This window comes from Nocardia sp. NPDC088792, assembly GCF_044750615.1.
GTDB lineage: Bacteria > Actinomycetota > Actinomycetes > Mycobacteriales > Mycobacteriaceae > Nocardia.
Genome location: NZ_JBIVKC010000003.1, coordinates 1,086,224 through 1,109,779, shown reverse-complemented (window position 1 = coordinate 1,109,779; position 23,556 = coordinate 1,086,224). Strand labels below are relative to the sequence as shown.

19 protein-coding genes are annotated in these 23,556 nt (G+C 65.7%); 12 read left to right on the top strand and 7 right to left on the bottom strand.

Features of this window, described 5'->3' with window-relative positions; all coding sequences use genetic code 11:
• Positions 1-8: 8 nt before the first annotated feature.
• The 3 genes from ACIP5Y_RS23270 to ACIP5Y_RS23260 are packed head-to-tail and all read right to left on the bottom strand — an operon-like array spanning position 9 to position 3,783.
• Positions 9-782 (bottom strand): acyl-[acyl-carrier-protein] thioesterase, encoded by a 774-nt coding sequence (locus tag ACIP5Y_RS23270; protein WP_400352621.1) that lies wholly within the window; start codon positions 780-782, stop codon positions 9-11.
• Between the two features lie 43 nt (positions 783-825).
• On the bottom strand, positions 826-1,956 hold the full coding sequence (locus ACIP5Y_RS23265) for a YncE family protein (protein ID WP_400352619.1): 1,131 nt from the start codon (positions 1,954-1,956) through the stop codon (positions 826-828).
• Positions 1,957-1,968: 12 nt separating this feature from the next.
• Entirely contained in the window at positions 1,969-3,783 is a 1,815-nt protein-coding gene (locus ACIP5Y_RS23260) for a lipoxygenase family protein (RefSeq protein WP_400352617.1), read from the bottom strand.
• 979 nt (positions 3,784-4,762) lie between these two features.
• On the opposite strand from ACIP5Y_RS23260, the gene ACIP5Y_RS23255 reads away from it, so the two are divergent.
• On the top strand, positions 4,763-5,476 hold the full coding sequence (locus ACIP5Y_RS23255; protein ID WP_400352615.1) for a hypothetical protein: 714 nt from the start codon (positions 4,763-4,765) through the stop codon (positions 5,474-5,476).
• 94 nt (positions 5,477-5,570) lie between these two features.
• Positions 5,571-6,485, top strand: a complete 915-nt coding sequence (locus ACIP5Y_RS23250; protein WP_400353871.1) for a cutinase family protein — start codon at positions 5,571-5,573, stop codon at positions 6,483-6,485.
• 16 nt (positions 6,486-6,501) lie between these two features.
• On the opposite strand, the gene ACIP5Y_RS23245 is transcribed toward ACIP5Y_RS23250, so the two are convergent.
• Entirely contained in the window at positions 6,502-6,774 is a 273-nt protein-coding gene (locus ACIP5Y_RS23245) for a WhiB family transcriptional regulator (protein ID WP_400352614.1), read from the bottom strand.
• Between the two features lie 249 nt (positions 6,775-7,023).
• Between ACIP5Y_RS23245 and ACIP5Y_RS23240 the strand changes: the two genes are divergently transcribed.
• Genes ACIP5Y_RS23240 through ACIP5Y_RS23225 form a run of 4 tightly spaced genes read left to right on the top strand, consistent with a single transcriptional unit; the run spans position 7,024 to position 13,085 of the window.
• Positions 7,024-8,652 (top strand): MFS transporter, encoded by a 1,629-nt coding sequence (locus tag ACIP5Y_RS23240; RefSeq protein ID WP_400352613.1) that lies wholly within the window; start codon positions 7,024-7,026, stop codon positions 8,650-8,652.
• A 38-nt stretch (positions 8,653-8,690) separates the two neighbouring features.
• On the top strand, positions 8,691-11,033 hold the full coding sequence (locus ACIP5Y_RS23235) for a glycerol-3-phosphate 1-O-acyltransferase (protein ID WP_400353869.1): 2,343 nt from the start codon (positions 8,691-8,693) through the stop codon (positions 11,031-11,033).
• A 13-nt stretch (positions 11,034-11,046) separates the two neighbouring features.
• The gene (locus ACIP5Y_RS23230) at positions 11,047-12,501 is read left to right on the top strand and encodes an HAD-IB family hydrolase (protein ID WP_400352611.1); all 1,455 of its coding nucleotides are present in this window, start codon (positions 11,047-11,049) and stop codon (positions 12,499-12,501) included.
• Positions 12,502-12,530: 29 nt separating this feature from the next.
• Entirely contained in the window at positions 12,531-13,085 is a 555-nt protein-coding gene (locus tag ACIP5Y_RS23225; RefSeq protein WP_400352609.1) for a hypothetical protein, read from the top strand.
• A gap of 42 nt (positions 13,086-13,127) precedes the next feature.
• Here the strand turns inward: ACIP5Y_RS23225 and ACIP5Y_RS23220 are convergent, their stop codons facing one another.
• Positions 13,128-15,188: a CocE/NonD family hydrolase gene (locus ACIP5Y_RS23220; protein WP_400352607.1), complete on the bottom strand. Its 2,061-nt coding sequence runs from the start codon at positions 15,186-15,188 to the stop codon at positions 13,128-13,130.
• A gap of 187 nt (positions 15,189-15,375) precedes the next feature.
• Between ACIP5Y_RS23220 and ACIP5Y_RS23215 the strand changes: the two genes are divergently transcribed.
• The 4 genes from ACIP5Y_RS23215 (at position 15,376) to ACIP5Y_RS23200 (ending at position 19,068) form a co-directional block, all read left to right on the top strand.
• Entirely contained in the window at positions 15,376-16,665 is a 1,290-nt protein-coding gene (locus tag ACIP5Y_RS23215) for a fatty acid desaturase family protein (protein ID WP_400352605.1), read from the top strand.
• Complete coding sequence (locus ACIP5Y_RS23210) at positions 16,647-17,726, top strand: ferredoxin reductase (protein ID WP_400352604.1); 1,080 nt, start codon at positions 16,647-16,649, stop codon at positions 17,724-17,726. Before ACIP5Y_RS23215 ends, ACIP5Y_RS23210 begins: the two co-directional genes overlap by 19 nt.
• A 100-nt stretch (positions 17,727-17,826) precedes the next feature.
• Positions 17,827-18,240 (top strand): hypothetical protein, encoded by a 414-nt coding sequence (locus ACIP5Y_RS23205; RefSeq protein WP_400352602.1) that lies wholly within the window; start codon positions 17,827-17,829, stop codon positions 18,238-18,240.
• A gap of 615 nt (positions 18,241-18,855) precedes the next feature.
• Complete coding sequence (locus ACIP5Y_RS23200; RefSeq protein WP_400352601.1) at positions 18,856-19,068, top strand: helix-turn-helix domain-containing protein; 213 nt, start codon at positions 18,856-18,858, stop codon at positions 19,066-19,068.
• Positions 19,069-19,300: 232 nt separating this feature from the next.
• Here ACIP5Y_RS23200 and ACIP5Y_RS23195 read toward each other — a convergent pair whose 3' ends face one another.
• Positions 19,301-20,443 (bottom strand): acyl-CoA dehydrogenase family protein, encoded by a 1,143-nt coding sequence (locus ACIP5Y_RS23195; RefSeq protein WP_400352599.1) that lies wholly within the window; start codon positions 20,441-20,443, stop codon positions 19,301-19,303.
• A 74-nt stretch (positions 20,444-20,517) separates the two neighbouring features.
• Between ACIP5Y_RS23195 and ACIP5Y_RS23190 the strand changes: the two genes are divergently transcribed.
• Positions 20,518-21,114, top strand: a complete 597-nt coding sequence (locus tag ACIP5Y_RS23190) for a TetR family transcriptional regulator (protein ID WP_400352597.1) — start codon at positions 20,518-20,520, stop codon at positions 21,112-21,114.
• A gap of 94 nt (positions 21,115-21,208) precedes the next feature.
• Complete coding sequence (locus tag ACIP5Y_RS23185; RefSeq protein ID WP_400352595.1) at positions 21,209-22,732, top strand: FAD-dependent oxidoreductase; 1,524 nt, start codon at positions 21,209-21,211, stop codon at positions 22,730-22,732.
• A gap of 4 nt (positions 22,733-22,736) precedes the next feature.
• On the opposite strand, the gene ACIP5Y_RS23180 is transcribed toward ACIP5Y_RS23185, so the two are convergent.
• The gene (locus tag ACIP5Y_RS23180) at positions 22,737-23,501 is read right to left on the bottom strand and encodes a S1 family peptidase (protein WP_400352593.1); all 765 of its coding nucleotides are present in this window, start codon (positions 23,499-23,501) and stop codon (positions 22,737-22,739) included.
• Between the last annotated feature and the right edge of the window lie 55 nt (positions 23,502-23,556).

The following is a 23,556-nucleotide window of genomic DNA, read 5'->3' as shown; positions in this document are numbered from 1 at the left end:
GCGGAAACTCACTTCTTCGGATCGGCCGGATGCGGGATCGAGCTGATCCGCACGGCCGCGCTGATGGATTCCCCGGCCAGCAACCACAGGTGCAGCCCGGTCGGACGGAGCTCCGGCCGGATACGCAGGGTTTGCTCGGCCGTGATGGGCGCGTTGTACTCGAAGATCGCGCGGTGCGGCCCGGTGATCACCTCGGCAAAGCCGGGCAGGACCTGCTCTACGGCCTGCCAGTACGCGGCGTTGTTCATGTGCTGCAAGAGGTCGATATCCACTGCCCGGATCGGGTACGGCAGATCGTGATCCGAGTGTTCCGGCGGCTTTTCGCCGACCATCGGGGTCCATCGCAATCGGTGGTGGTCGGTGGTGGCGGCCAGGTGCGCGAAGCCGGCGTCGCTGATCCGTGCTGTCGTGCCGGTGTTTTCGTCGACGTTGATCCAGAACGCTTCGGTCTCGACGAGTCCGCCCGCGTCGCTGGTGATTCGTACGCGCATGTTCGCCCACCGGCTCGAGACGCCGGAACACCAGCGGCGCAGTGTGACCCGGTCGGGCCAGCGGATCGGCCGGATCACGTCGAGCACGGTGCGCCGCACGATCCAGGTCGGATCGGAGTCGGCGAATCCGCCGGCGTTCAGGTCTTCCCAGGCGATGTCCTGCAGATAACGCGCGATGGCGTCCAGCCGGAGCCGGCCGTTGCGATCGACGTCACCGGCGCGCACCGGCCAGCCCGTCGCATAGCCCGCGTCCTCGAAGGGCGGTGGGGGCAGCGCATGTGTACTTGTCATCGGACCTCTGTCTGCGTGAGGGTTGCGGCGGACTGCGCTGCGGCTACTTCATGTTCGGGAGCCACGCCGGAACGCCGGGCCCGATTTTCATCGGAATCGGGTCGCCCACAACCTGATCGGTGCGAGGATCGAAGACGATCACCTGTCCCGGCCCGAGCCCGGCGCCCGCGGTCACCAGGTTCAGGAACAGGACCGGGTCGAGGATCGGGCCGGGGTAGGCGTTCGTCGACGGACCCAGATCGGTGATGTAGCCGCGGGTGCCGTCCGCACTGAACATGACGGCGGTCGACGCGCCGGAGGTCGGGATGCGCCCGATTTCTTCGTCTTTCGCGGTGTCGATGACGATCACGTCCTTGCCCCCGAAGACCGTGACGTACAGCTTGCTGCCGTCCGGGGTCAGGGTCGAGACGAAGGCGCCGGGATTGCCCGGGTAATAATTGCCGTCCGCACTGGTGTGCAGCAGCTTGGTCACACGCCAGTCCTTCAGGTCGATGACGCTGATCGTGTTGACGGAGTTGGCGTACAGCTTCGATCCGTCCTTGCTGAAGCTGTACCAGAAGGTTCCGATACCCCCGACTATCAGTGGTGGCCGGACGACCTTGCCGCTGATCGGATCGATCGCTTCGATCATGCCGCTCTGCATGAACCCGACATAGAGGAGGCCGTCGGGACCTTGGATCGCGCCCGCCGGTATCTCCGGATGCCGTCCGGCCGCGAGGTCCGGGTAGGGGAAACGCCGCACGATCGTGTCGGTGGCGACGTCGAGTACCTCGATCACGAAGCCCACTTCGGGGATGTAGACCTCCTTGCCGTCGTTCGACGTGAAGATCCCCAGCGGAGGGCTTTGGACCGGAACGGATTTGGTGGTGTTCGACGGTCGCTCGATGATGGTGACGCTCGGGGGCTGGAAGCCGAAGTTGTCGACGTAGATCTTCTTACCGTCCGGGGTCGCGGCCAGGACGCCGGGTTTGGTCGCGGGTCCCGTCGGTATCCGCTGCTTGACGGTGTTGGTCGCGGTATCGATCACGGCGACGTCGTCGGCTTGTACTTCGGGCACGTACAGCTCACCGGCAGGGCCTGCGGGCTGCTCCGCCGGCGGTGCGGCGTGGGCGGTCCCGGCTGCGACACACAGCGCCAGCACCGAGGAGATACCAAGGCGGCCAATGCTTCTCATGTTTGCCTTCTCTCAGACGTTGATGCTGGTGGGAATGCCGCTGGGCAGCAGATAGACATACGGTTCGCGCCGCGTGTTGCGATCGTCGATCGTGTTCTCGGCCTCGCGTAACGCGGCGCGGAATCGGTCCAGCGGCCCGCCCGGGCCGACGATCCGGGGATCATTGATGGCGTTCGCGAAAGGGAAGGTGTTCGTGCGGTAGTCGCCGAGCGGCCGATAGTTGACACTGCCGAGAATGTCCAGAACAAAGAGCTGGGCCACTGATGTCAACAGACATGGCAGCATTCGAACCCAGTCGGACTCGGTGTGCCCGGCCGTGCCGGAGGGCGCGGGCGCCGCGGTCATGCCGCTGTAGAAGGGCATGAACTCCATCAGATATTTTTGCGGGAAGTTGACCGCGGCATGCTGAGCACTGGCGGTGAAGATGATCATCGCCACGACGTCGACCAACTGATCGACGCTGTCGATCCTGCTGAAGCCCTTGATTTTACCGACCTGAGCGATCTCGTCGGCCCATGCGACCAATTCGAAGTCGCCCTGCACATCGGCATCGGATGGATAGTAGGTGCGCACGTACTCGCCGGCCCAGCCGCGGATGGCATCCCAGATCAACAACGCGTCGTCCCGGTACGGGTACTGCAGGTGCTTGTCGTCCACGCCGCGCTCGGCAAACTCTGCGGGCGGCATTTTCTCGTAGAAGTCCCAGCTCAGCCGCGCTTGTCCGGTTGCCGCGATCGAGTCCTCGAGCAGCGAGGCGAAGATCAGATCACCGGTGGTCTCGGGCGCCAGGATGAGGTAGGTGGCGAGTTGGTTGATCCACAACGATCCCTCGAAATGAGGCGTCAGCAGGACGGCGAGGGGATGGTTGGCCGCCAGATGGCGGCGGGTGGCCACCGAGAACGCCTCGGACACCAGGTGTGTCCGTGCCAGGTGGGAGAACATTTCGTGGTGGTTGAAATCCGCTGTGTGCACAACTGTTTTCGCCATCTGCCAGCCCCAGTAGCCGTCGGTATCGCCGGGGCCCGGTCGCAGGAACATGACATGCTTGGCCGGATCCTGACCACATTGGATTGCCACGGGCTCCAGCTCGCCCCCTCCGGCCGGGACGGCGAACGCCGCCAGCGGTGCCGTGTTGTGGCCGGGCCCGGTCAGCAACTTGTACGTCGCGGACTCCGATGCCGCGGGGCCGAGCTCCGCGTAGTCGACCAGGTACAAGCGCCCCTGCGAGATCGCCCCACTCAGACTGTCACCGGCTCCCATCACCGATTGGTAGCCCTTGTTGTCGAGCGGGAAGTTCGCCGGTAGGGCGCCGCTCACCTTCCGCAACACCATGGGGTTCGGACCGGCGACCCGCATACGTGCGAAAACCAGATCGTCGTGGAAGCTGTCGGCGATTGCCGGCACCGGCATGGTGGCGTACAGCTGCCGGTAGCGCTCCACCCCCTCCACGGTCCCGAAATTTCCCAGGCCCGGACTATCGAACATCTTCCGCAAAGCCTTGAAGATGTCGTCACGAATCTGATCGAGCGTTCGCAGGGCAGCGTCGAGGGTTTGCACGAGGAGATGCTCGACGCCGCGTGCGGCGGGGTCGAGCGGCTGAGCCACCGGGCTCTTCAGGATAGGCTCTGCGACTCTGAGAACGTTGTCGACCGTGTTCTTCAGACCGGCCAATTGATCCACCAAGGGCTGCAGCAGGTTTCCCGCCAGGTGGTTGAAATCCCTGCTCAGGGCAACTGCGATGTTCGAGACCACTTGATATTCGGCGTCGACGAACATCGTGAAGTATTCGAGCGTCGGGTTGTCCTCGATCGACAGGGATTCGGCCATGGGAACGCCGTGGACGTAGTTGGCGTTCTCCGACCATACGTACTTCGATTGCAAGCGGCCGAGCTCGGCGGCACGCGCGCCGGGGTTCGGGTCGAACTGGGGCAGCAGCGGGTTCGCCGGTCCCGCCGGCTGTGGGTCGCCGAACGGCATCGGAAGGTCGAACGGCGGTGCACCGTTCGCGGCCCCCGCGGCCGTCAGAGTTCCCGCGACCGACGCTCCGGCCGCCACCGCCGAGGTTTTGAAGAATTGCCTACGATCCATCATCGAATCCTGACCAGTCTTTCGCTTTTCACCAGGTAAAGCCGTATTTCGCTGAGTTTCGCGAGCATCCGGATCAATTTGTCCGGCAACTTTCTGGCAACCATAACTACAGGTGATGCAAGCTCCAATGTGTTGTGAACCACGTCACTTTCACGGCTGGTGGTGTAACAGGAGCGAAAACGCGCCGATAACTGATTGGCATTTTTATGTCGCTCACCGTCATCGACGCAGCCTGCCGGTTCTGCGGTAGGTCGGTGCCACTCGTTTCGTCCGTGCTCAAATAGCCGCTAGCACAACCGTGTTCGCGACAACGCCGGCCTCTTGCCGGTATCTGTGGCCGCGCCGTAAGGCCGCGTACCTCCGCCTTGTCGGATCGAAAACACTCGTCTCTGCCAGAGAAATATTCCGACCGGATAAACCACCCGTATGGCCGGTTGCGCCCTACTTCTCTTCACGGTTGTAAACAGGCGATAAGCGATATATCCATGTTGTTTTCCAATACGCAGCTACTGTCGTCTCGAAGCGAAGCCTGAGGCACGAAGGGGGTTGATCGACCATTGTGGTGGGCTCTCGGGACATTCGCGCGGAGGGGTCATTCATGACGCATTCCCGGGAAGTCCCGGCAGTAATGTAACGCCCGGTCAGAGGTCTGGCCGAAATGACCCCGAGCAGCTCCGGACAACGGTGTCGCGGAAACATCTGATGAGGAGCAAGTCATATGAGGGCTAACAAGATTGCTGTCGCTTCGGCACTGCTGGCCGGTGCCGTGGGTTTCACGACGGGGGCGGTCGACGCATCGGCGGCATCGCCCGACGACAAGGAATCGGTCGGCTTCACCGCGCGGGCCACCGACACGCAGTCGATCATCACCACGGACGCGGGTTCCCTGGTGGTGGAGGGCGGCGTGTTGAAGATCGAGGCCGACAACGGCACCGTCCTGGCGGGCACGCCGCTGACATTCCGGATCGACGACTTCGAATTCCCCATTGCCGCAGAGATTTCCGGCCGCACGGCCACCCTGACCCCGCAGGTGGATATCGCGCACGCCAGCTATCGTCCGGTCGCCCTGCCGTTCGAGGACCAGGCCCCCTTCAAGACGCCGTACGACCGGGAGCAGGCCGCGTGGGGTCGCTTGAACAGCACCATCGGGCTGGGGGCCACCATCGGCACCGCGGTGGGTGTGGTGGGTGGCGCCGCGGTCGGTTGCGTCCTCGGCGGATTGGCGGGTGCGACCGTCGCTTCGGCCACCCTGGTCGGGCTCTTCGGGCCATTCCTTCCGGCGGCCGCGATCGGTTGTCTCGCGGGCATGATCGCCGTCGGTGCGCTCGGCACGGTGGCCGGCGAGATCTTGATTACCGCTCCGGTCGCTATCGCCGCGGCGATTCAGTACTTCGTGACCATCAATGCACCGTTTCAAGCCCCGGCCAAGTAGCGGCCGGAGTACGTGAGGCTCGGATTGCCGTGGTGCCGCGGGAATGTCTGCGGCACCTCCGGCGCCCCGGGCAAAGGAAGTGTTTGTCTTGCTGATTCGAAACAAGTGGCTGTCCACCACAACCCGTGTCATCGCGGCGTCGGCGATTGCCGCCGGGCTCCCGGCCGTGACCGGGGCGCCGCCCGCTGCTGCGGCACCGGGTGATTGCCCGGCTCTGAATGTGATCGCGGTCCCCGGCACGTGGGAGACCTCCCGCGAGGATCCGCGTCAGGGCATGCTGGCGCAGGTCACGGTCGGCCTGCCGGACACCGTGCGCACCGATTACGTCAGCTATGCCGCGACCGCTCTGCCATGGGAGGGCGAGGTCTACGGCCGTTCGAAACGGGAGGCCGTGGACAACGCTCGTTCCTTGCTCGCTGCCATGGCGTTACGTTGCAGTGCAACGCGTTTCGCATTGATCGGCTACAGCCAGGGCGCGGACGCGGCGGGGGATCTGGCCGCGGAGATCGGTACCGGCGCGGGTGTGGTTCCGCCGGATCGGGTCGCCGCCGTGGGTCTGCTGTCGGATCCGCGCCGTTCCCCTGCCGATGTACTCGTGGGCCCACCGGTGCCGGGCGGTGGGGTGAACGGTGCCCGCCCGGGTGGTTTCGGCTGGCTGAGCCCGAGGGTTCGCACCTTCTGTGCGACAGGCGATCTCTACTGTTCGGTGCCCGATGACGATCTCGCCGGGCGCCTGGCCGGTTTTCTGACCCAGCTGTCCGCTCCGGACCCCTCGCAGGCCGGCAACTACGCTCGAACTCTGCAGGACATTCTGAGCGACGCCTTACTGCCGGGTTGGTCGGCCACACTGACCGCCCCGCCCGGCGATCCGGCCGCCGAGCAGTGGGCCCAGCAGGCGCAGCAGTTCCTCACTTCCGGTGTGCACCAGTCCTATCCGAGCTATGTGGTGGGCGGCAACGGTGTCAGCGCCACCGCATGGCTGCACAACTGGCTCGCCGAGGTCTCGTGAAGAATTTCCGGGTGTCCTATCCATGCGTCTCGGGGCGGCGGAATTGCTGGCGTTCACGGGGAGTCATTCCGCCCCAGATGCCGAAGATCTGACTGTGCGTCAGTGCGAAATCGAGGCATTGCTCACGCACGTTGCAGGAGACGCATATTCGTTTCGCCGGCAGGCTCGACCTGCCCTGCCTGGGAAAGAAGGTCTCGGGATCGAACCGGGCGCACGCGGCTCGCCCGCGCCAGGGCGGCGTATCGATCCACGGGGAGTCGGTCCACGATCGCTTGCCGATTCTCGCCATTTCAGCTCCATACCGTCGAACGGTCCGTCGGTGGATCGTATTCTCCGGGGATTGCTCGTGCTGTGACGGAGAGCATTTATCGAAAAGGCTTTGCAACCAACGTGATACGCCCTCGCGCGACCGAAACCACCGTATATATCGCAATAATTTGCTGATGGTCTTCCAAATGATCGCACCCGCTAATTTGGATACATGCCATTTGTATCCGATGGACCTCATTCGTAAAGCAGCGCTGGGCAGGAGAATTAGATGGCGGCATTGGCGACGGGCTACCGGTCTGCGCTGTACGGGTCCGTCGCGCTGCGGCTTCGAGTCCTCGCGCTGATCGCGATCTGCCTGGCGGAGCAATTGGTGGTCGTGGACAACACCCTGGTCAATGTCGCGCTGCCGGCCATGGCGGTGGAGCTGCAGGCACGGATGAGCGGGTTGCAGTGGATAGTGGACGCTTACACCCTCGCGTTCGCCGGACTGCTGCTGGCACTGGGACATCTCGGTGATCGATACGGGCGGCGGCGGGTCATGATCATCGGTCTGGCCGGAGTCGCGGTCATGTCCGCGGTCGGCGCGCTGTCCACGTCGTTACCGGAGGTGATCGTGGCCCGTGCCGGAATGGGAGTCTTTGCCGCCGCGGTGTTTCCGGCGACGCTCGCCTTGATCATCGGCCTGTTTCCGGGCGGGCGTGGCCGGGCCGCCGCCATCGCGGTGTGGTCGGCCATGGCCGGTATCGCGGTCGCGACAGGACCGCTGGCCGGCGGCTTCCTGCTGAGGTACTTCTCGTGGCACGCGGTGTTCTGGATCAATGTGCCGATCGCCCTGATCGCCGTCACCGCGGTGCTGCTGATGGTGCCCGAATCACGGGCCGAGCACACAGGCCGGCTGGACGTGGCGGGCGTTGTCCTGTCTCTGATCGCGGTGATCACGCTGGTCTGGACGATCATCGAGGCGCCGAAGCAGGGCTGGCTGTCGAGCCGGAGCGTCGCGGGCTACGCGATCGCGGCGATTCTGCTGGTTGTCTACGTGGTGTGGGAGCTTCGGGTCGAGTCGCCGGTACTGAACGTTCGCCTGCTCGGCATCCGCCGATTCTCGGTGCCCGCCTTGGCCATTACCGTCTCGTATTTCTGTGCGTTCGGGTTCACCTTCCTGATCACCCAGTACTTCCAGGGTGTAAGGGAATACAGCGCACTGGAATTCGGCATTCGGTCGCTACCGTTCGCGGCCGCCGTCGGGGTGGGCGCGGCAGTCGGGACGATGGTCGCGCGGCGGATCGGGACCACCGCGACAGTGATCGCGGGTCTGGTGCTCCTCGCGGCCGGGATGTATGCGGCGGGCCGGATCGCCGTCGACAGTTCCTATCTCGGCCTGATCCTGACCACCATGCTGCTGATGGGAGTCGGGTTCGGTGCGGTGCAGGGCCCGGCCACCGAATCGATCATGGGCTCGGTCCCGCTCGCGCAGGCGGGCGCCGGGTCGGCGGTCAACGATACGACCCGCGAGGTCGGCGGCGCGCTGGGCGTCGCGGTGCTCGGCTCGATCCTGACCTCGGCCTACACCGCGCGTGTCGGTGCCCGCATCGATGCGGTTCCCGGCACGCTGATGAACTCGGCCCAGAAGAGCATCGCGCGCGAGTCCCCGATCAGCGTGCTCGAGATGGCGAAGGCGCCGGTCGGCCCGTTTCTCGCGAAACCCAAGGCCGACCTGATCGATGCCATGAAAGCCGCGGCTGTCGCCGGCTCTCAGACGGCCTCGCACATCGCCGTCGGGGCATTGCTGGGGTGTGCCGCCCTCGTCGCCGTGCTACTGCCCTGGCGGCCGGAACGTGCTTCGCCGGGGCGATCCGACCGGCAGTCGGCTCAGCAGGCGATCCAGGAGAAGGCGTAGACGTGTTGAAGCACATGGCAATCGACCGCCGCCCGGATATGCCCGCCGATATCGTCGCCGAGGACCGTCCGTGCCCGGTGGTCGTATTGGTGGACGCCTCCTCGGTGGTCGAGCGGGAGCTGATCGACGGCTGGATCGCCGAGGGTGGGCCGGCGGCGGAGTACGGCTTCGATACGCCGGTCGTCCAGTTGGCCATGGATGCCTTCGCTGTTGCCTCGCGTCTGGTCGGGCGGCGCGACGACCCGGTGGTGGTGCCGGTCCGGGTCATCTGGTTGCCGCCGGAGCGAGAGGGTGTGCGCCGCACTACTTTTGCTGATCTGGCCACCCTGACCGACCCGCGCAAGCCGCGCCGGTTCATGCAACGCCGGCTGCTCGCCAAGGCTCCGGATCGTCATCTGGTGGTGGCCGGTCGGCCCGCTCGTCTCAGTGAGCTGCGCGCGAGAAACCTGGTGGTAGCGGGGGCTACCGAACTTTTCGCGCGCGCCATCGTCCGGGACGGCATCGTGGCTCTGGAGCGCGCGCAACGGGCGGCGATCGGCAACCGATACAAGGTGCCGAGGTTGATCGCCGAGGAGGTCCTGGACACTCCGGAGTTTCGAGATCGGCTGGAGGCCATTGCGGCGGACACCGGTGCCGAGGTGCGAGAGGTGTTCGGACGGGCGGAGGAGGCGTTGCGGGAACTGGTCGCCGGCCAGAGCCCGCTGGTCTCCGACCTGTTCACCCAGGCGATGCGGCCGCTGCACGCGTCGGCGTGGAAGATCGACTGCGACCGGTCCGGTCTCGCGGGTCTGCGTGAACTCAACAACCGCCATCCCTTGGTCTTCCTGCCTTCGCACCGCTCCTACATGGATCCGTTCGTGCTCGGTGATGCCCTGGCGCGCAATGACTTTCCGCCCAACCACGTGGTCGGCGGCGTGAACCTGAGCTTCTGGCCGATGGGCGTGATCGCGCGCCGCACCGGAAAGGTGTTCATCCGGCGGAGTTTCGGCGACGACCAGGTGTACAAGGCCGCCGTCGAGGCGTACTTCGCCTATCTGCTGGCCAAACGTTTCAATCTGGAGTGGTACTTCGAGGGTGGCCGCACCCGCACCGGCAAACTGCGCCAGCCACGGCTGGGGTTGCTGAATTATCTCGCGGCCGCGATCCGGGCGGGCCGGGTCGACGACGTGATGCTGGTGCCCGTGTCGATCACCTATGAACGGCTCAACGAACTGGATGCCATTGCCACCGAACAGGTCGGTGGCGTGAAGAAGCCCGAGGGGCTGGCCTTTCTGGCGCGCTACCTCCGCAGCCAACAGCGTTCGGCGGGGCATGTCTACGTACGATTCGGGACTCCACAGTCGGCGCGCGGCCGGCTCACCGCGCACGGTGATCCACAGTGTCCGGGTCCGGGGCCGGTCGTGGCATGTGCCCCGTCCGAGCAGGGCCAGGAAGCTGTGCGGCGCTTGGCTCGTGACGTCGCCGTCGGCATCAATGCCGTCACGCCGATCACCGTGAACGCCCTGGCCACCCTGGCCCTGCTGGGGGTGCACGAGTGCGCCCTGACCCTCGGTGAGGTGCGCCGCGTGGTCGAACCCGTGCTCGGATACATCGCTCACCGCGGCCTTCCCCAGGGCAAACTGGACACTCTGCGCGATGATCGTGGCCTGGCCGGGGTGCTGGAACAGCTGTCGATGGCACGGGTCGTCACCGTCTACCGCGAGGGTGTGGAACCGGTGTACTCGATCCAGGCCGGCGCGCACCTGAAGGCGGCGTTCTATCGCAACAGCGCGGTGCACTGGTTCGTCAACCGCGCGATTCTGGAGCTCGCGGTGCTGGCCGCCGTGGAGGCGCCCGAAGGCGATCAACTGCGCGCCGGGCGAGCGGCGGCGTACCGGATGCGCGAACTCCTGAAGTTCGAGTTCTTGTTTCCCGGACGCGCCGAATTCTCCGCTCAGCTGGCGTCGGAATTGCTGCTGGTGGATCCGCAGTGGCTGCGCCGCTCCACGACCACCGGCGCCGACGTCCTCACCGCACTGTCCCGCACCGGTTTCATCATGGCGCACAGGGTATTGCGCTCCTTCTTCGACGCCCAGTTGGTGCTGGCCGAACGGCTGGCGGCCCGGGACCCGGCGGCACCCGTGGATCGGACGCTGCTGATCGACGAATGCGTGAGCGTCGGACGGCAGATGTTCCTGCAGCAGCGGCTGCACAGTCCGGAATCGGTGTCCTCGGAATTGTTCGCGACCGCACTGCGGTTGGCGGACGATCTCGGTCTGCTCGACGCGGAACGCGCCGATGTCGGCCCGCGGCGGCAGGCGTTCGCCGAAGAGCTGCGCACTATCGGCGCACGCATCGCCCGTGCGGCGGCCATGGATCCCTCCACCCCCGAACAACCGTAGAAAGCAGGGGACTATGAACATCACCGAGGTGATCGCGGCTGTCCGATCCGGTCCGCAGGGCCCCCGGATCGCGGCCGTTTTCGATTACGGGGGCACGGTGGTGCACGGCTACCCGCTGCGGCAGCCGGCACCGTGGCGGCGTGACACGCGCCGCGATCCGGCGACGACGTTGCTCACGAGCATCCGTGGCGCGCGCGGTGAGGGTGAGTTCCATCGGTTTCTGCTGCGCGCGGCGACCGCCTGGGCCGGACATCCGGAAGTCGAACTCGACACGCTGGGCGAGAAGCTGTTTCACCGCACGATCTACGGACACCTGTATCCGGAGGCGTGGCAGTTGATCCGTGCGCATCAGGCCGCCGGGCACACCGTCGTGCTCGTTACCTGCCTGGCCCGGTACCAGGTCATGCCCGCCGCCCGGGAACTGGGCATCGAGCACGTGCTCTGCACTGCCATGGAAGTGCGCGACGGCGTACTGACCGGACACGTCGACGGAGAACCACTCTGGCGCCGGCACAAGGCAGATGCGGTGCGGAAGTTCGCCGCGGCCCGGGGACTGGACCTGTCGGCCTCCTACGCGTATGCCGATGCCGCCGTGGACATTCCGCTCCTGGCGTCGGCCGGACACCCGTGCGCCGTGAATCCCGACCCCGGGATGGTGGTCGCCGCCACCGATCGGAACTGGCCGATGTTGAAGTTCCCGGCCCGCGCCGAAGCCCGGGCGCGTGATATCGCCCGCACCGCAGCGAGTTTCGCGGGTCTGCTCGGCGGCTCGGCCTTCGGGATCCTGCGCGAAGCCGGCACCCGGGACCGCCGTCGAATGGCCTACTCGATGCTGCGCCACGCCTCCGGCGCGATCCTGCTCGCGAGCGGTGTGCGCGTCCGGGTGAGCGGCGCCGAGCACGTCGAGGCCGCGGGCACCGCGGTGGTCATCTTCAATCACCAGAGCTCGTTCGACATGGTGGCGATCAGTACGGCGCTGCGCGGCAGGCTCACCTGCGTGGTGAAGAAGGAACTGTTCCGCAACCCGGTCTTCGGGCCGCTCATGCGCTTCGTCGGGGCGACGTTCATCGACCGATCCGGTGGTGCGGATGCCAGGGCCGAGCTCGCGCCGGTGGTGGAGACGCTGAAAGGCGGAGTGTCGGTGGTGATCTCACCGGAGGGCACCCGCTCGGTGACACCACGGGTCGGCCCGTTCAAGAAGGGCGCATTCCACGTGGCGCTGCAGGCCGGTGTGCCGATTCTGCCGATCGTGGTCCGCAACTCCGGCGGCATCGTGTGGCGGAACGGGACGGTCGTGCACAAGGGCGTCGTGGACGTGCTGGTGCTGCCGCCGATCGACGTGAGTACCTGGGATCCGGATGACATGGATGCCGAGATCGAGCGAGTGCGACAGAGTTTCGACGACACCCTCGTCGATTGGCCCGCGCCGGACCCGGATTCGGCGGTGTCCGAGACGCGGCCGCGATGAACACCCGATCGCAACTCAACGGCCTGGTCGTGCTGTTCGCCTCACTGCAACGAATATTCGTCTACGACAAGGTGATTGCCAGAGTACCGGGCATCGGTCCGGCACCGGCCCCGGTGGCGGACCTGCCTGATCTGCTCGACCGGAGCGGCACGGCGATCCGCGATTTCGATCCGGCGGTCGGTCTGTCCGAGACGGAGGTCACCGAATTCGAAGGCATGCTCGAGATCGTTCGGGGCGCGATGGCGGAGCGCACTCCGCGCCGTGATGCCCCGCTGCGTGAACGCCTGGCTGCCATCGCGAGCAGCCGCTACTACGACCAGCATCTCGTCGATGGTCTGGCGCACTGGGGCAGCCTGTTCAACCCGGACGTCGCCGACTACTACCGGCAGCAGGCGCTCCCGGCCCGCAACCACGCCCGGATGCTCTCCACTCTGGTAGCGGCCGGCGGCAACCATACCCTTACCGCAGGTGATGTTGCCCGCCTCGACGCCTGGTACGGCGTAGTCGTCCAGGCGGCGAGGCGAATCCCCGGCGATCTGGCCGGCGCGGCCGACATGTTGCGCGGACGTTCGCGCAAACGCTGATCTCTGCCGGACGATAACGTCACTGTTCTGGTAGTCCGCTCTTCACCAGCCGCTGTCGCCGCGAACCGGCAGGTTGACGAAGCTGGGAGCGCCCGGGTCGAGTTGGACGTGCTCAGGTTTGAAGCCGGTGTCGAGCAGCAGAGGGAAGGCCGGGAGGCCCTTGGGGAAGTTGCCGGCGAAGACGTCCAGGCGCAGGCGGTGGCCGGGAGCCAGCACCGCGCGGGTGGCGGGCATGGTGATGTCCAGCGTTGTCGGCTGGCCCGGGACGGTCGGCTGGCGTTTGTCCAGGGAGACGTAGGGTCGCGGGTCGATGTAGTCGCCGTTGGCGGAACGGGAGCTGCGCTCCTCATCGATCTGCCGCAATGAGGCCATCAGTTGCCCGGAGGACAGCACCGTTGATCGACCGTCGGGGGCGACGTCGTTCACTGTGACCGTCCAGTATCCGTCGGCGGCGTCTTGAACGGTGTTGAGATGCACCGCAAGTGGGCCCGAGATGGTTGTCTCACCGGCCACCGGGGTGCTGGTGAAGGTCAGCGCATTCAATTCCGCGATCCGTGAATCGGTGGCACATCCGACGATGATCGCAGCGGCACCGGTCGACGATTCCGCCGTGTCGTTGGAACAGATCGTGGTCAGGCCGGGCGCGATGGTGAGGCGGTCGGTGTCATTGGTGCCCTGCCCGGTCAGGGAACCGTCGTATGCGCTGTTCGCGGTGCCGGATCTACTGGCGGACAGATACATTCGCCGATACGTCCCGGCGTCCTCGGCGGGCGCCGAGGGGCCGAAACCGCTCGTGGTGATCCAGCCGCCGCCCTGCTCGCGCAGCGTCACCGGGCCGTAGGTTTCGATGCCGTTGTCGATGCCTTTGAGCCAGTGATCGAACCATGCGCGCTGGAGTACGTCCAGCCGTGGCGGCAGGCCCGGTGCGCCGCTCTCGCTGCCCGAATTGACGTGGTAGGTGTTGCCCATGAGCAGCTGCTTCTGCCCGGGCGGCAACGGAATCTGGTTGTAGATCTTCGGTTGCGAGTACTGGAACAGATCGTGCCAGCCACCGACGATGAAGGTCGGCGCCTGAATCTTGCTCGGATCCCCGAGGACGCCCTGGCGAATGGCGCTCGAGTCGGTGAGCAGATCCCGCGTCTTGGGATCCAGATCCTCCAGGCGCGGACTGGTGTAGGCGCTCAGCAATGCTTGCAGGAAGCTGGCCGGGGCGCCGATGCGATCCTGCAGCCATTGCTGGTCGAATCTGCCGGCGAGGATGGACTGTACGTCGGGTATCCACTTCAGGGCGTTGACGCCCATGAGCCACGGCAGATAGAAGAGCGGAGGAAAGCCGCCGCCGCCGGGGTTGAGCACGTCGTCGATCAGGTCGTTGCCCGGCACGACCGGAAAGATCGCTTTCAGTGCCGGCGGGTTGTGCTCGGCGGCCTGCACCTGAGTGACGCCGGCGTAGGAGAGGCCGTTCATACCGACCTTGCCGTCCGCCCACGACTGGTTGGTGACCCAGTCGATCACTTCGGTGGTGTCCTGTTGCTCTCGCGCGTCCAGGACGCCCCATTCTCCCTGGGAGAAACCGGTTCCACGGACGTCGACCACCACTTCGGTGTAGCCGCCCTTGATCAACTGCCGGTCGACGCCGAAGAAACTGCGCAGCACCCCGCGGCCGTAAGCCTTTGTCAGATCGGTGACTCCGGACAGTGCGGTGCCGCTGAAGTCGACCTGCCGCAAGATGTCGAGGAGGGCGTCGGACAGCACGGGGATCGACTGCGCACTGTCGACGACATTGGACAGCAGCTTCGTGTAGGGGGTGAAGTTGACGATCGTGGGCGTCGGCGTTTCGATCGGGCGACCGTTCGCGTCGGCCGGGCGATACACATTGCCCTTCAATACGACGCCGTCACTCATTCGGATCGGTACGTCCCAGTCGATCGACACATTCGGATATTGCTGCGGCCCATCCTCTGCGGCGGCCCACGCGGTGCCCGCGGTGCCGCCGTCCGGTCCCGTCGCCACCTGGCCCGCTGCGGCGGTGGTGACGGCGATGAAAGGGACGACGACGCTCGCGGCAATCATCGCCACGGCGACACGTGACGCTTTCCTCATGCGATTTACTATTCCTCTTTTCGGCCGTACCTGGCGGGAGAAACAATCGATGTAGATAAGTCGAGTTACAGTAATCAAACTGGTTTTTATATCAGGTGATCGATGTCACTTGCGCCTTGGCCGTGGCGGCATGACATGCAATCGTCTCTGCCATGGGCATCGGATCCGGCGGTCAGGGTGTTTACGAATGGCGATAAGGAATATCGAACGTTACTCGCACTTGACCCGCGATGATATTGATGAGCTCGGGCAACGGCTGGACCTGATCCGGAAAGAGGTCGAGGATTCGCTGGGCGAACGTGACGCCCGCTATATCAGGCGGGCCATCGCGTTTCAGCGGTCGTGTGAAGTAGCCGCACGTATCGTATTGCTGGGCAGCGCCAAGCGCCCCCTCTGGCTTCTCGGTGCCGGTCTTCTTGCGCTCTCGAAGAGTATCGAGAACATGGAGATCGGCCATAATGTGATGCATGGCCAGTGGGACTGGATGAACGATCCGGATATCCACTCCGCGTCGTGGGAATGGGATCACAGCATGCCGGCCTCGCATTGGAAGGAGGCTCACAACTTTCAGCACCATGCGTTCGCGAATGTGCTCGGTATGGATCCGGACGAGGGCTACGGCCTGCTGAGAATCACCCGCGACCGGCGCTGGCGCCCGTATCATTTGGGAAATGCGCTCTACCTGGTCCCGATTTCGCTACTCTACGAATTCGGTATGTGCGTGTATCACCTGGAGATCGACAAAGTTATTTCGGGAATGAAGGATCGGTCCGAGTTCGAATCGAAGTGGCGAGAGATTTCACGGAAGGCCGCCAAGCAGCTACTGAAGGATTATGTCGTCCATCCGGCTCTGACCGGCCGCGCGTGGCAGACGACCTTGACGGCGAACGTGACCGCCACGTTGATCAAGAACGTCTGGGAGCAGATCGTCACGTTCTGCGGTCACTTTCCGGACGGCGCCGAGAAATTCACCAGGCGTGCCGTCGAGCGCGAGAGCCGCGGCGAATGGTATCTCCGCCAATACCTCGGGAGCGCAAACCTCGACGCGGGCCCTGTCCTGGAGTTCCTGACCGGACACCTGTGCTACCAGATCGAACACCACCTGTTCCCCGACCTGCCCAGCAATCGCCTCCGCGAGGTCGCCGAGCGTGTCCGCGAAGTCGCCCACGACTATGACCTCCCGTATACGACGGGTTCGCTGCCCCGCCAATACCTGCTGACGCTCCGCACGATTCTGAAGCTTTCGCTTCCCGACAAATTCCTCATCGCAACGTCCCACAATGCGCCGGAAACATCGTCGGAGCGCCGGTTCGAGCGAGCGCCCCGGCGTCAGGATATCGGGGGAGGCAGCCCTCGCCGACGCGGCCTCGCGTCCGCATTGGCGGAGACCAGCAGTGCTGTCACCCTGCGCAATGTCATTGCGCGCCAACGTATCGCTGCCATGAGTTCGGACGAAGAATGCGCTCTGCAATCTTGAAGGTCACCGAGAGTATTGCCGGGATCCTCGCCACCCCACTCCTGCCGAGCGACTACCTGCAACACCTGAATCCCCTCTGGTCGACACGAGAGATGCGCGGCCGGGTGGTGTCGGTGCAGCAGCTGACCGACGATTCCGCACTCTTGCGTATCAAGCCGGGCCGCGGCTTCGATTTCGACTACAAGCCTGGTCAGTACGTGGGAATCGGCGCCCTCGTGGATGGACGCTGGTGGTGGCGGTCCTATTCGATCATTCCCTCGTCGGCCGGTTGCCGGCCGGGCAACGCGGACAAGCACATCTCGATCGCGGTGCGGGCGAAGCAGGGTGGATTCATTTCCGGACACCTGGTGTCCACCATGGCTCCCGGGTCGATCGTGCGACTCGCGACGCCCGCCGGCGATTTCTTCCTTCCGGATCCGACGCCGGACCGGCTGCTGCTGATGTCCGCGGGCAGCGGTATCACGCCGGTCATCGCGTTGCTGCGGGATCTTGCCGGGCGCGGGGTGCTGTCGGATGTCGTCCACATCCACTCCGTCCCCATGCTCGCATCGATGATGTTCGCTCCGGAGCTCGAAGCCTTGCGGCACGACGTCCCGGGATTGCGAGTCCACGTGCGGGAGACCCTGCGCGAGGGCAGATTCGAGTTGGCGGCCCTCGGCGCGGTCTGTGGTGACTGGGCCGAACGGGATACGTTCGTCTGCGGGCCCGTCGGATTCGTCGGCACCGCCGAGAAGCATTGGCAGCAGCACGGAATCCGCGACAGGTTGCGAGTCGAACGCTTCGAAGTCCAGCGGACCCGAGTGGGAGGCGGCGGCAGGGTGACGTTCGGCAGGAACCGCCGTTCCGTAGTCGTGGATGGCGCGACGACCTTGCTGGAGGCATCGGAGCAAGCAGGCGAGCCACTGCCGTACGGCTGCAGGATGGGAATCTGCCGAACATGTGTGGCGACGCTCGACAGCGGTAGAGCAGTGGACATCTGCACGGGATCTATTCATGGAGCGGGTGAGCGAATCCGAACATGCGTCTGCACACCGACGGAGGATTGCGTTGTCAGGGGATAGCCACTCCGTGTGCCTGGCGGTCCGATACAGACCGGACGGGCTGGTGCGATGACCGGCCATCCGCGATTTCGACCCCGAGGCGGGGCTCTCCGCGGCGGCGGTGGCGGAGTTCGAAGCGGTACTCGACACGGTGCGTATCGCGATGTCTGCCCGTGCCGCCCGCCCCGACGCTCCATTGCGCAGTCGACTGGCCGCCATCGCCGGAGAGCGATATTACTTCGAACACCTGATTGCCGGCCTGGTCGACTGGAGTAGCCGCCTGCATCCGGCTCTCAGTGGCTACTACATGCAACAGGCGCTTCCGGCGCGGAACGATGCGAACTCGATCTCCGCCTCGATCTCCGCCGCTGTCTACGGCGCCTTGGCTCCCGTCGATATCATAAGTCTGAACGCTTGGTACGCCGCCGCTCTCGAAGCTGCCGCCGAGATCGAAAACGACATCGCGCTCACGGCCGACCTGTTGCGCGGCCAGGTGCCGAGATATCGCGGTCGGCTTGTTGAGGTCGTCCGGTGATTCGATGAGATGTATTGCGGCGAGCGCGATTCCCCGGGAACACGCGATCCCCAGCCGCAATGCGAGGCGCAACGCAATGAGTTCGGACGGCCGGTCGGTCTGCATCCAGTTCAGCGACCCCGGATCCCACCCCTCGGCAGCGGCGATGGTCAGCAATTCGCCGGCAATATCCAGTCGCTCCAGCTGGTGGTCCGGTCGAATCAGGTGTGACACAGGCCATCTGGTGGCAAGGCGTCCGGTCTGCCCCAGTGAATGTTCGCGACGACCCTCTTCCTCGGCGCGGCGGGCCTTATGGGACATCCGGGTACCGGGTTGCCCAGTATTGTGCGGACTCTTCGCCGATGAAGGGATACAGGGCAAGGAAAATGAGCATGGACATGGCTTCTCCCCTCGATGGATGGATCGTCGAAATTGTATTCACCCGATCAAGTCGAATCGGAGGACGTTTACGGACATGCCGAGGGCCATTGCGGACACAAGTCCGCCGAGGTGCAGACAGAGCGTTGTGAGGACGCCCACTACTGACCTTTGACGGTTGATGGCGGTTGACAGCCCCGGTGATCAATCACCGTGCGGGATTACGCCTTTCGGGTGAGGTGCGGACAGGGCGGTGGGGTGTCCGCGTCCGGGCGGGCGCGACGGGAAGCGATCCGGATGCTCGCGGCCGAACGCCTCACCCCCGGCGATAAGACCGCCGATATCGCCGCGGACCTGCGGATCGGGATACGGCAGGTGGAGAAGTGGCACAGCACGTTCAACCACGGCGGGATCAAGGCGTTGCGGTCCAAGGGCCCGCACACGGTTTCGAGGACCAGCGCTGGACGTTGAAGCGGATCGCGGCGCTGATCGGGCGGCTCTTCCGTGTCTCCTACACCGAGACAGCCAGCGCAGATTCGCCGCCTCCACCGGCTCCAGCTCGCCGACGCGCCGATGCCGTCCAGCCTCGACCGCGCACGAGCGGCGATCGACACCACGCTCGGCCGGATCGATTCGCCGACGGCCTACAGACGGCCTGGACGGGTGAATCGGGCGGTCGCGCGGCCCCTGCGCCCGCGGAGAATCAGTCGTTTGCCAAGCTCCGGGCGATGACGAGGCGCTGGATCTGGTTGGTGCCCTCGAAGATCTGGGTGATCTTGGCTTCGCGCATGTAGCGCTCGACGGGGAAGTCCTGGGTGTAGCCGTAGCCGCCGAAGACCTGGACGGCGTCGGTGGTGACCTTCATGGCGGCGTCGGTGGCGATGAGTTTGGCGACGCTGGCCTGGCGGGAGTAGGGGAGGCCGGCGTCGCGGCGGCGGGCGGCGTCGAGGTAGGTGGCGCGGGCGGAGTCGACGGCGGCGGCCATATCGGCCAGCACGAAGCCGAGGCCCTGGTGGTCGATGATGGGGCGGCCGAAGGCTTCTCGCTGCTTGGCGTAGGCGACGGCGTCGTCGAGGGCGCGCTGGGCAATGCCGGTGGCGACCGCGGCGATGCCGAGGCGGCCGGCGTCGAGTGCGCTGAAGGCTATTGAAAGGCCCTGTCCGGGTTGGCCGATGAGCCGTTCGGCGGGCAGGAAGGCGTCGTCGTAGGCGGCGGAGGTGGTGGGTACCGCGCGCAGGCCCATCTTCTCCTCGGGCTTGCCGAAAGACAGGCCGGGGGTGTCGGCGGGGACCAGGAAGCTCGAGATGCCGCGCGAGCCCTCGCCGGTACGGGCGAACAGCGTGTAGTAATCGGCCTTGCCGCCGTTGGTGATCCACGCCTTGGTACCGGTGATCCGGTAGCCGCCGTCGGCTTCGACCGCGCGGCAGCGCAGTGCGGCGGCATCGGAGCCGGCGTGGGCTTCGGACAGGCTGTAGGCGCCGATCAGGTTGCCGGACAGCATTTCCGGTAGCCAGCGCTGCTTCTGCTCGTCGGTCCCGTAGGCGAACAGCGGATGGCAGGACAGGCTGTGCACGCTGACCGCCACCGCGACGGCGGCCCACCGCGCGGCGAGCTCCTCGAGCATCTGCAGGTACACCTCGTAGGGCTGGTCCGCACCGCCGAACTCCTCCGGATACGGCAGGCTCAGCAGCCCCGCGGCGCCGAGCGCGCGGAACGCCTCCTCCGGGTAGCGTTCCTGCTTCTCGAATTCGACGACCGAGGGTTCCAGGACCTTGTCGGCGATATCGCGGGTCAGCTCGATGAGGTCGCGGGCCTCGGGCGTGGGCAGCAAGCGGTCGACGGGCATGCCGACACAGTACGACCGACATCCAATTGCGTGCAAGACAGCACGCAATTTTCCTTGCCGGTTAGACTGACCTCGTGGTTTCCGCCCTGCCCCCGAACAAGCATCAGGAGAAGAGCCTGCGCACGCGGGCGCTCCTGCTGGATGCGGCCATCGACAGCCTGGCGGAGGTCGGCTACGCGAGCGCGTCGATCGCCGATATCACCGCGCGCGCCGGGGTGACGCGAGGCGCGCAGTTGCACCATTTCCATACGCGCCAGGAGTTGATCGCCCAGACCATCGACCACCTCACCGAGCGGCAGCGCGAGGCTCTACAGCGGCGGACCAGGACGCTGGCGGCGACGGCGTCGGCGGGCGAGGTGCTCGTCGAGTACGTGACCGCACCGTTCGCGGGCAAGCTGGGCAAGGCGAGCGTCGAGCTGTATGTCGGGATCGCGAACGATCGAACATTGCGGCGCAATATGCTTCGCGTGCAACACGATCTGACCGTGGAGCTCCTGGACGCCTGCGCCGAGCGCGTCGAAGTCTCGCGTGAGCGGCTGGAGGCGGCGTTCTGGCTCACCATCAACCTGGTGCGTGGTGCGACACTGGACGAAATGGTGGGCCGAGATCGGCTGCGCCGCAAGCAGGTTCTCACCGAATGGACTCGGCTCGCCGACAGCATGTTGAGCTGAAACACCGCATCCCGGGCTGAAACGGCCTGCTCTTCCTCCGCGATATGTGAACGTACAAGCTTCGTGTCACAAGCCTCGGGGGAGGGGCGCCTGCATGGCGATGGATCGGCGGACGGTGTTGCGCGCGGTGGGATTCGGGGTAGGTGCGGCCGCACTCGGCCTGAGTTCGGTGGCCTGCACGCCCGCGGAGAAGGCGGCCGGGGGACAGCCGGATCCGACCGGAACCCCGGCGGATCCGCCTGGGGGCCAGATGGATTGGAATGCGCTGCGCAAGCGGCTGACCGGCACACTGAACCTGCCCCCGGACTCCGGTTATGATCAAGCCAAGCTGGCCTTCAACCCGATGTTCGACACTCGCCAGCCCGCGGCGATCGCGCAGTGCGCCAATGTCTCCGACGTACAGGCCTGTGTCGGCGCGGCCGCCGCCGCGGGGATACCGATTGCGGCCCGCAGCGGCGGGCACAGCTATGCGGGGTATTCGACGCCGGATGCGGGACTCGTCGTGGACGTGGGCGCCATGAATACCGTGGATGTTCACGCCGACGGCACGGCCGTCATCGGTGCGGGCGCGCGATTGATCGATGTCTACTCCGGCTTGGCCAAGGCCGGTCGTGCCCTGCCAGGCGGATCATGCCCAACGGTCGGTATTGCGGGTCTCACCCTCGGCGGCGGTATCGGCGTACTCACCGGCAAATACGGATTGACCTGCGACAGCGTGGTGTCGGCGCAGACCGTCACCGCGGACGCGGTGCTGCGCACGGCAGCCGCCGATTCGGAACCCGACCTGTACTGGGCGCTGCGCGGGGGCGGCGGCGGCAACTTCGGCATCGTCACCTCCTTCACCTTCCGCACCGTGGCCGCGCCGCAATTGACGGTCTTCCAAGTGCAGTTCCCCGCCGGATCACTCACCGAGGTGCTGGGCGGCTGGCAATCGTTCACCGCCACCGCCCCGGACGAATTCTGGTCCACCTTGGGAATGTCGGCGGGATCTCCACCGACCTGCCGCATCAATGGCTGCTACGTCGGCCCGGCCGGAGATATGAATGCCCTGCTGGACAAGCTGATCGCCGCGACCGGATGCCAACCCGTCAATAGATTCGCCCTGAACAAGGACTATCTCGCCGCCATGATGTACTTCGGTGGCTGTGCGAACTATTCGCTGGCGCAATGCCGTCCGAGCTGGAACGGCGGCGGTGTGCTCGGCCGGGAGTCCTTCACGGCCTCGTCGCGAGTGCTCACCAAGCCCCTGTTGGATCCGGGGCAGCTCACCGCGCTGCTGACCGGGCGTCAGGGCATGGATATCCTGCTCGATTCGATGGTCGGCGCCCCGGCCCGAATCGCGGCGTCGGACACCGCATTCGCCTATCGCGGCGCCCTGGCGACCGCTCAGATCTACGTCGGAGCGACCACGTCGGCAGCGCGCACTGCGGTCGACGAGGTGCGCGATGGGCTCGGGAACCTGACGGGCGATACCGGTTTCGTCAACTACATCGATCCGGGCATCAAGAACTGGGCGAGCGCCTACTACGGCGGCAATGCCAGCCGGCTACGCAGCGTCGCGCAGCACTATGACCCGCACAGCGTGTTCAGCTTCGCCCAGTCTGTTTCGAAGATCTGACCGGTCAGAACGGTTGCGGCAGACGGGCATACACGCCCGGATATCCGGGTTGCGCCGTTCCGCGCGCCCAGGAGGTGATGCCGACGACCTTCCCGTCGACGATCAGCGGTCCGCCACTGTCGAATTCGCCGGTATCCGCCGCGGCGGAGCCGGCGCACACCATATCCGCAGGATCGAAGGCGGCCCCGTAGGCGGCCGCGCATGCGGTATCCGGAACCAGCGGCACGCTCGCTTCGTGCAGGCGCGTGTTCGACAGATCGGTGTCGTCGGTGCTGGTGCCACCCCAGCCGAGGATGGTGGCGGAATCACCGTGTGGTGCGGTCAGATCCACGGTCGGGCCCGGCTGCGGACTGCTGAGTGTGAGAATGGCGAGGTCGTGATGGTAGACGTCCACGCCGTCCACGGTCTCCACGCGGAATCCCGGGTGCAGGCGGATGGAGGTGACGCCGACGGTGGTGCCATCCCCGGAGGCGAGTTCGCTGCGGCCGAAGGTCACCTTCATCATCGAGGCGGGAAATGCGACCGGCACCGGCCCCGGCAGTTGCAGACAGTGCGCCGCGGTCAGCACCTTGTCGGGTGCGATGAGCATGCCGCCGCAGAACTGTCCCGAGGCGCGGAGCACGAACAGCGGGCTGCCGACCGCCGCGAGCCACGGATACGAGGTCGCGGGCGCTTCGGTGCCACCGACCACGGCGTCGGCGGGAGCTGCCGCGGCAGCACAGACGAGGACAGCCGCGGAGACCGCGACGAAACGGCGGGGGAGTGACACAACCGCACCTTCCGTAACCGACCGAACGAATTCGATCATTCAAACAGATGACGGC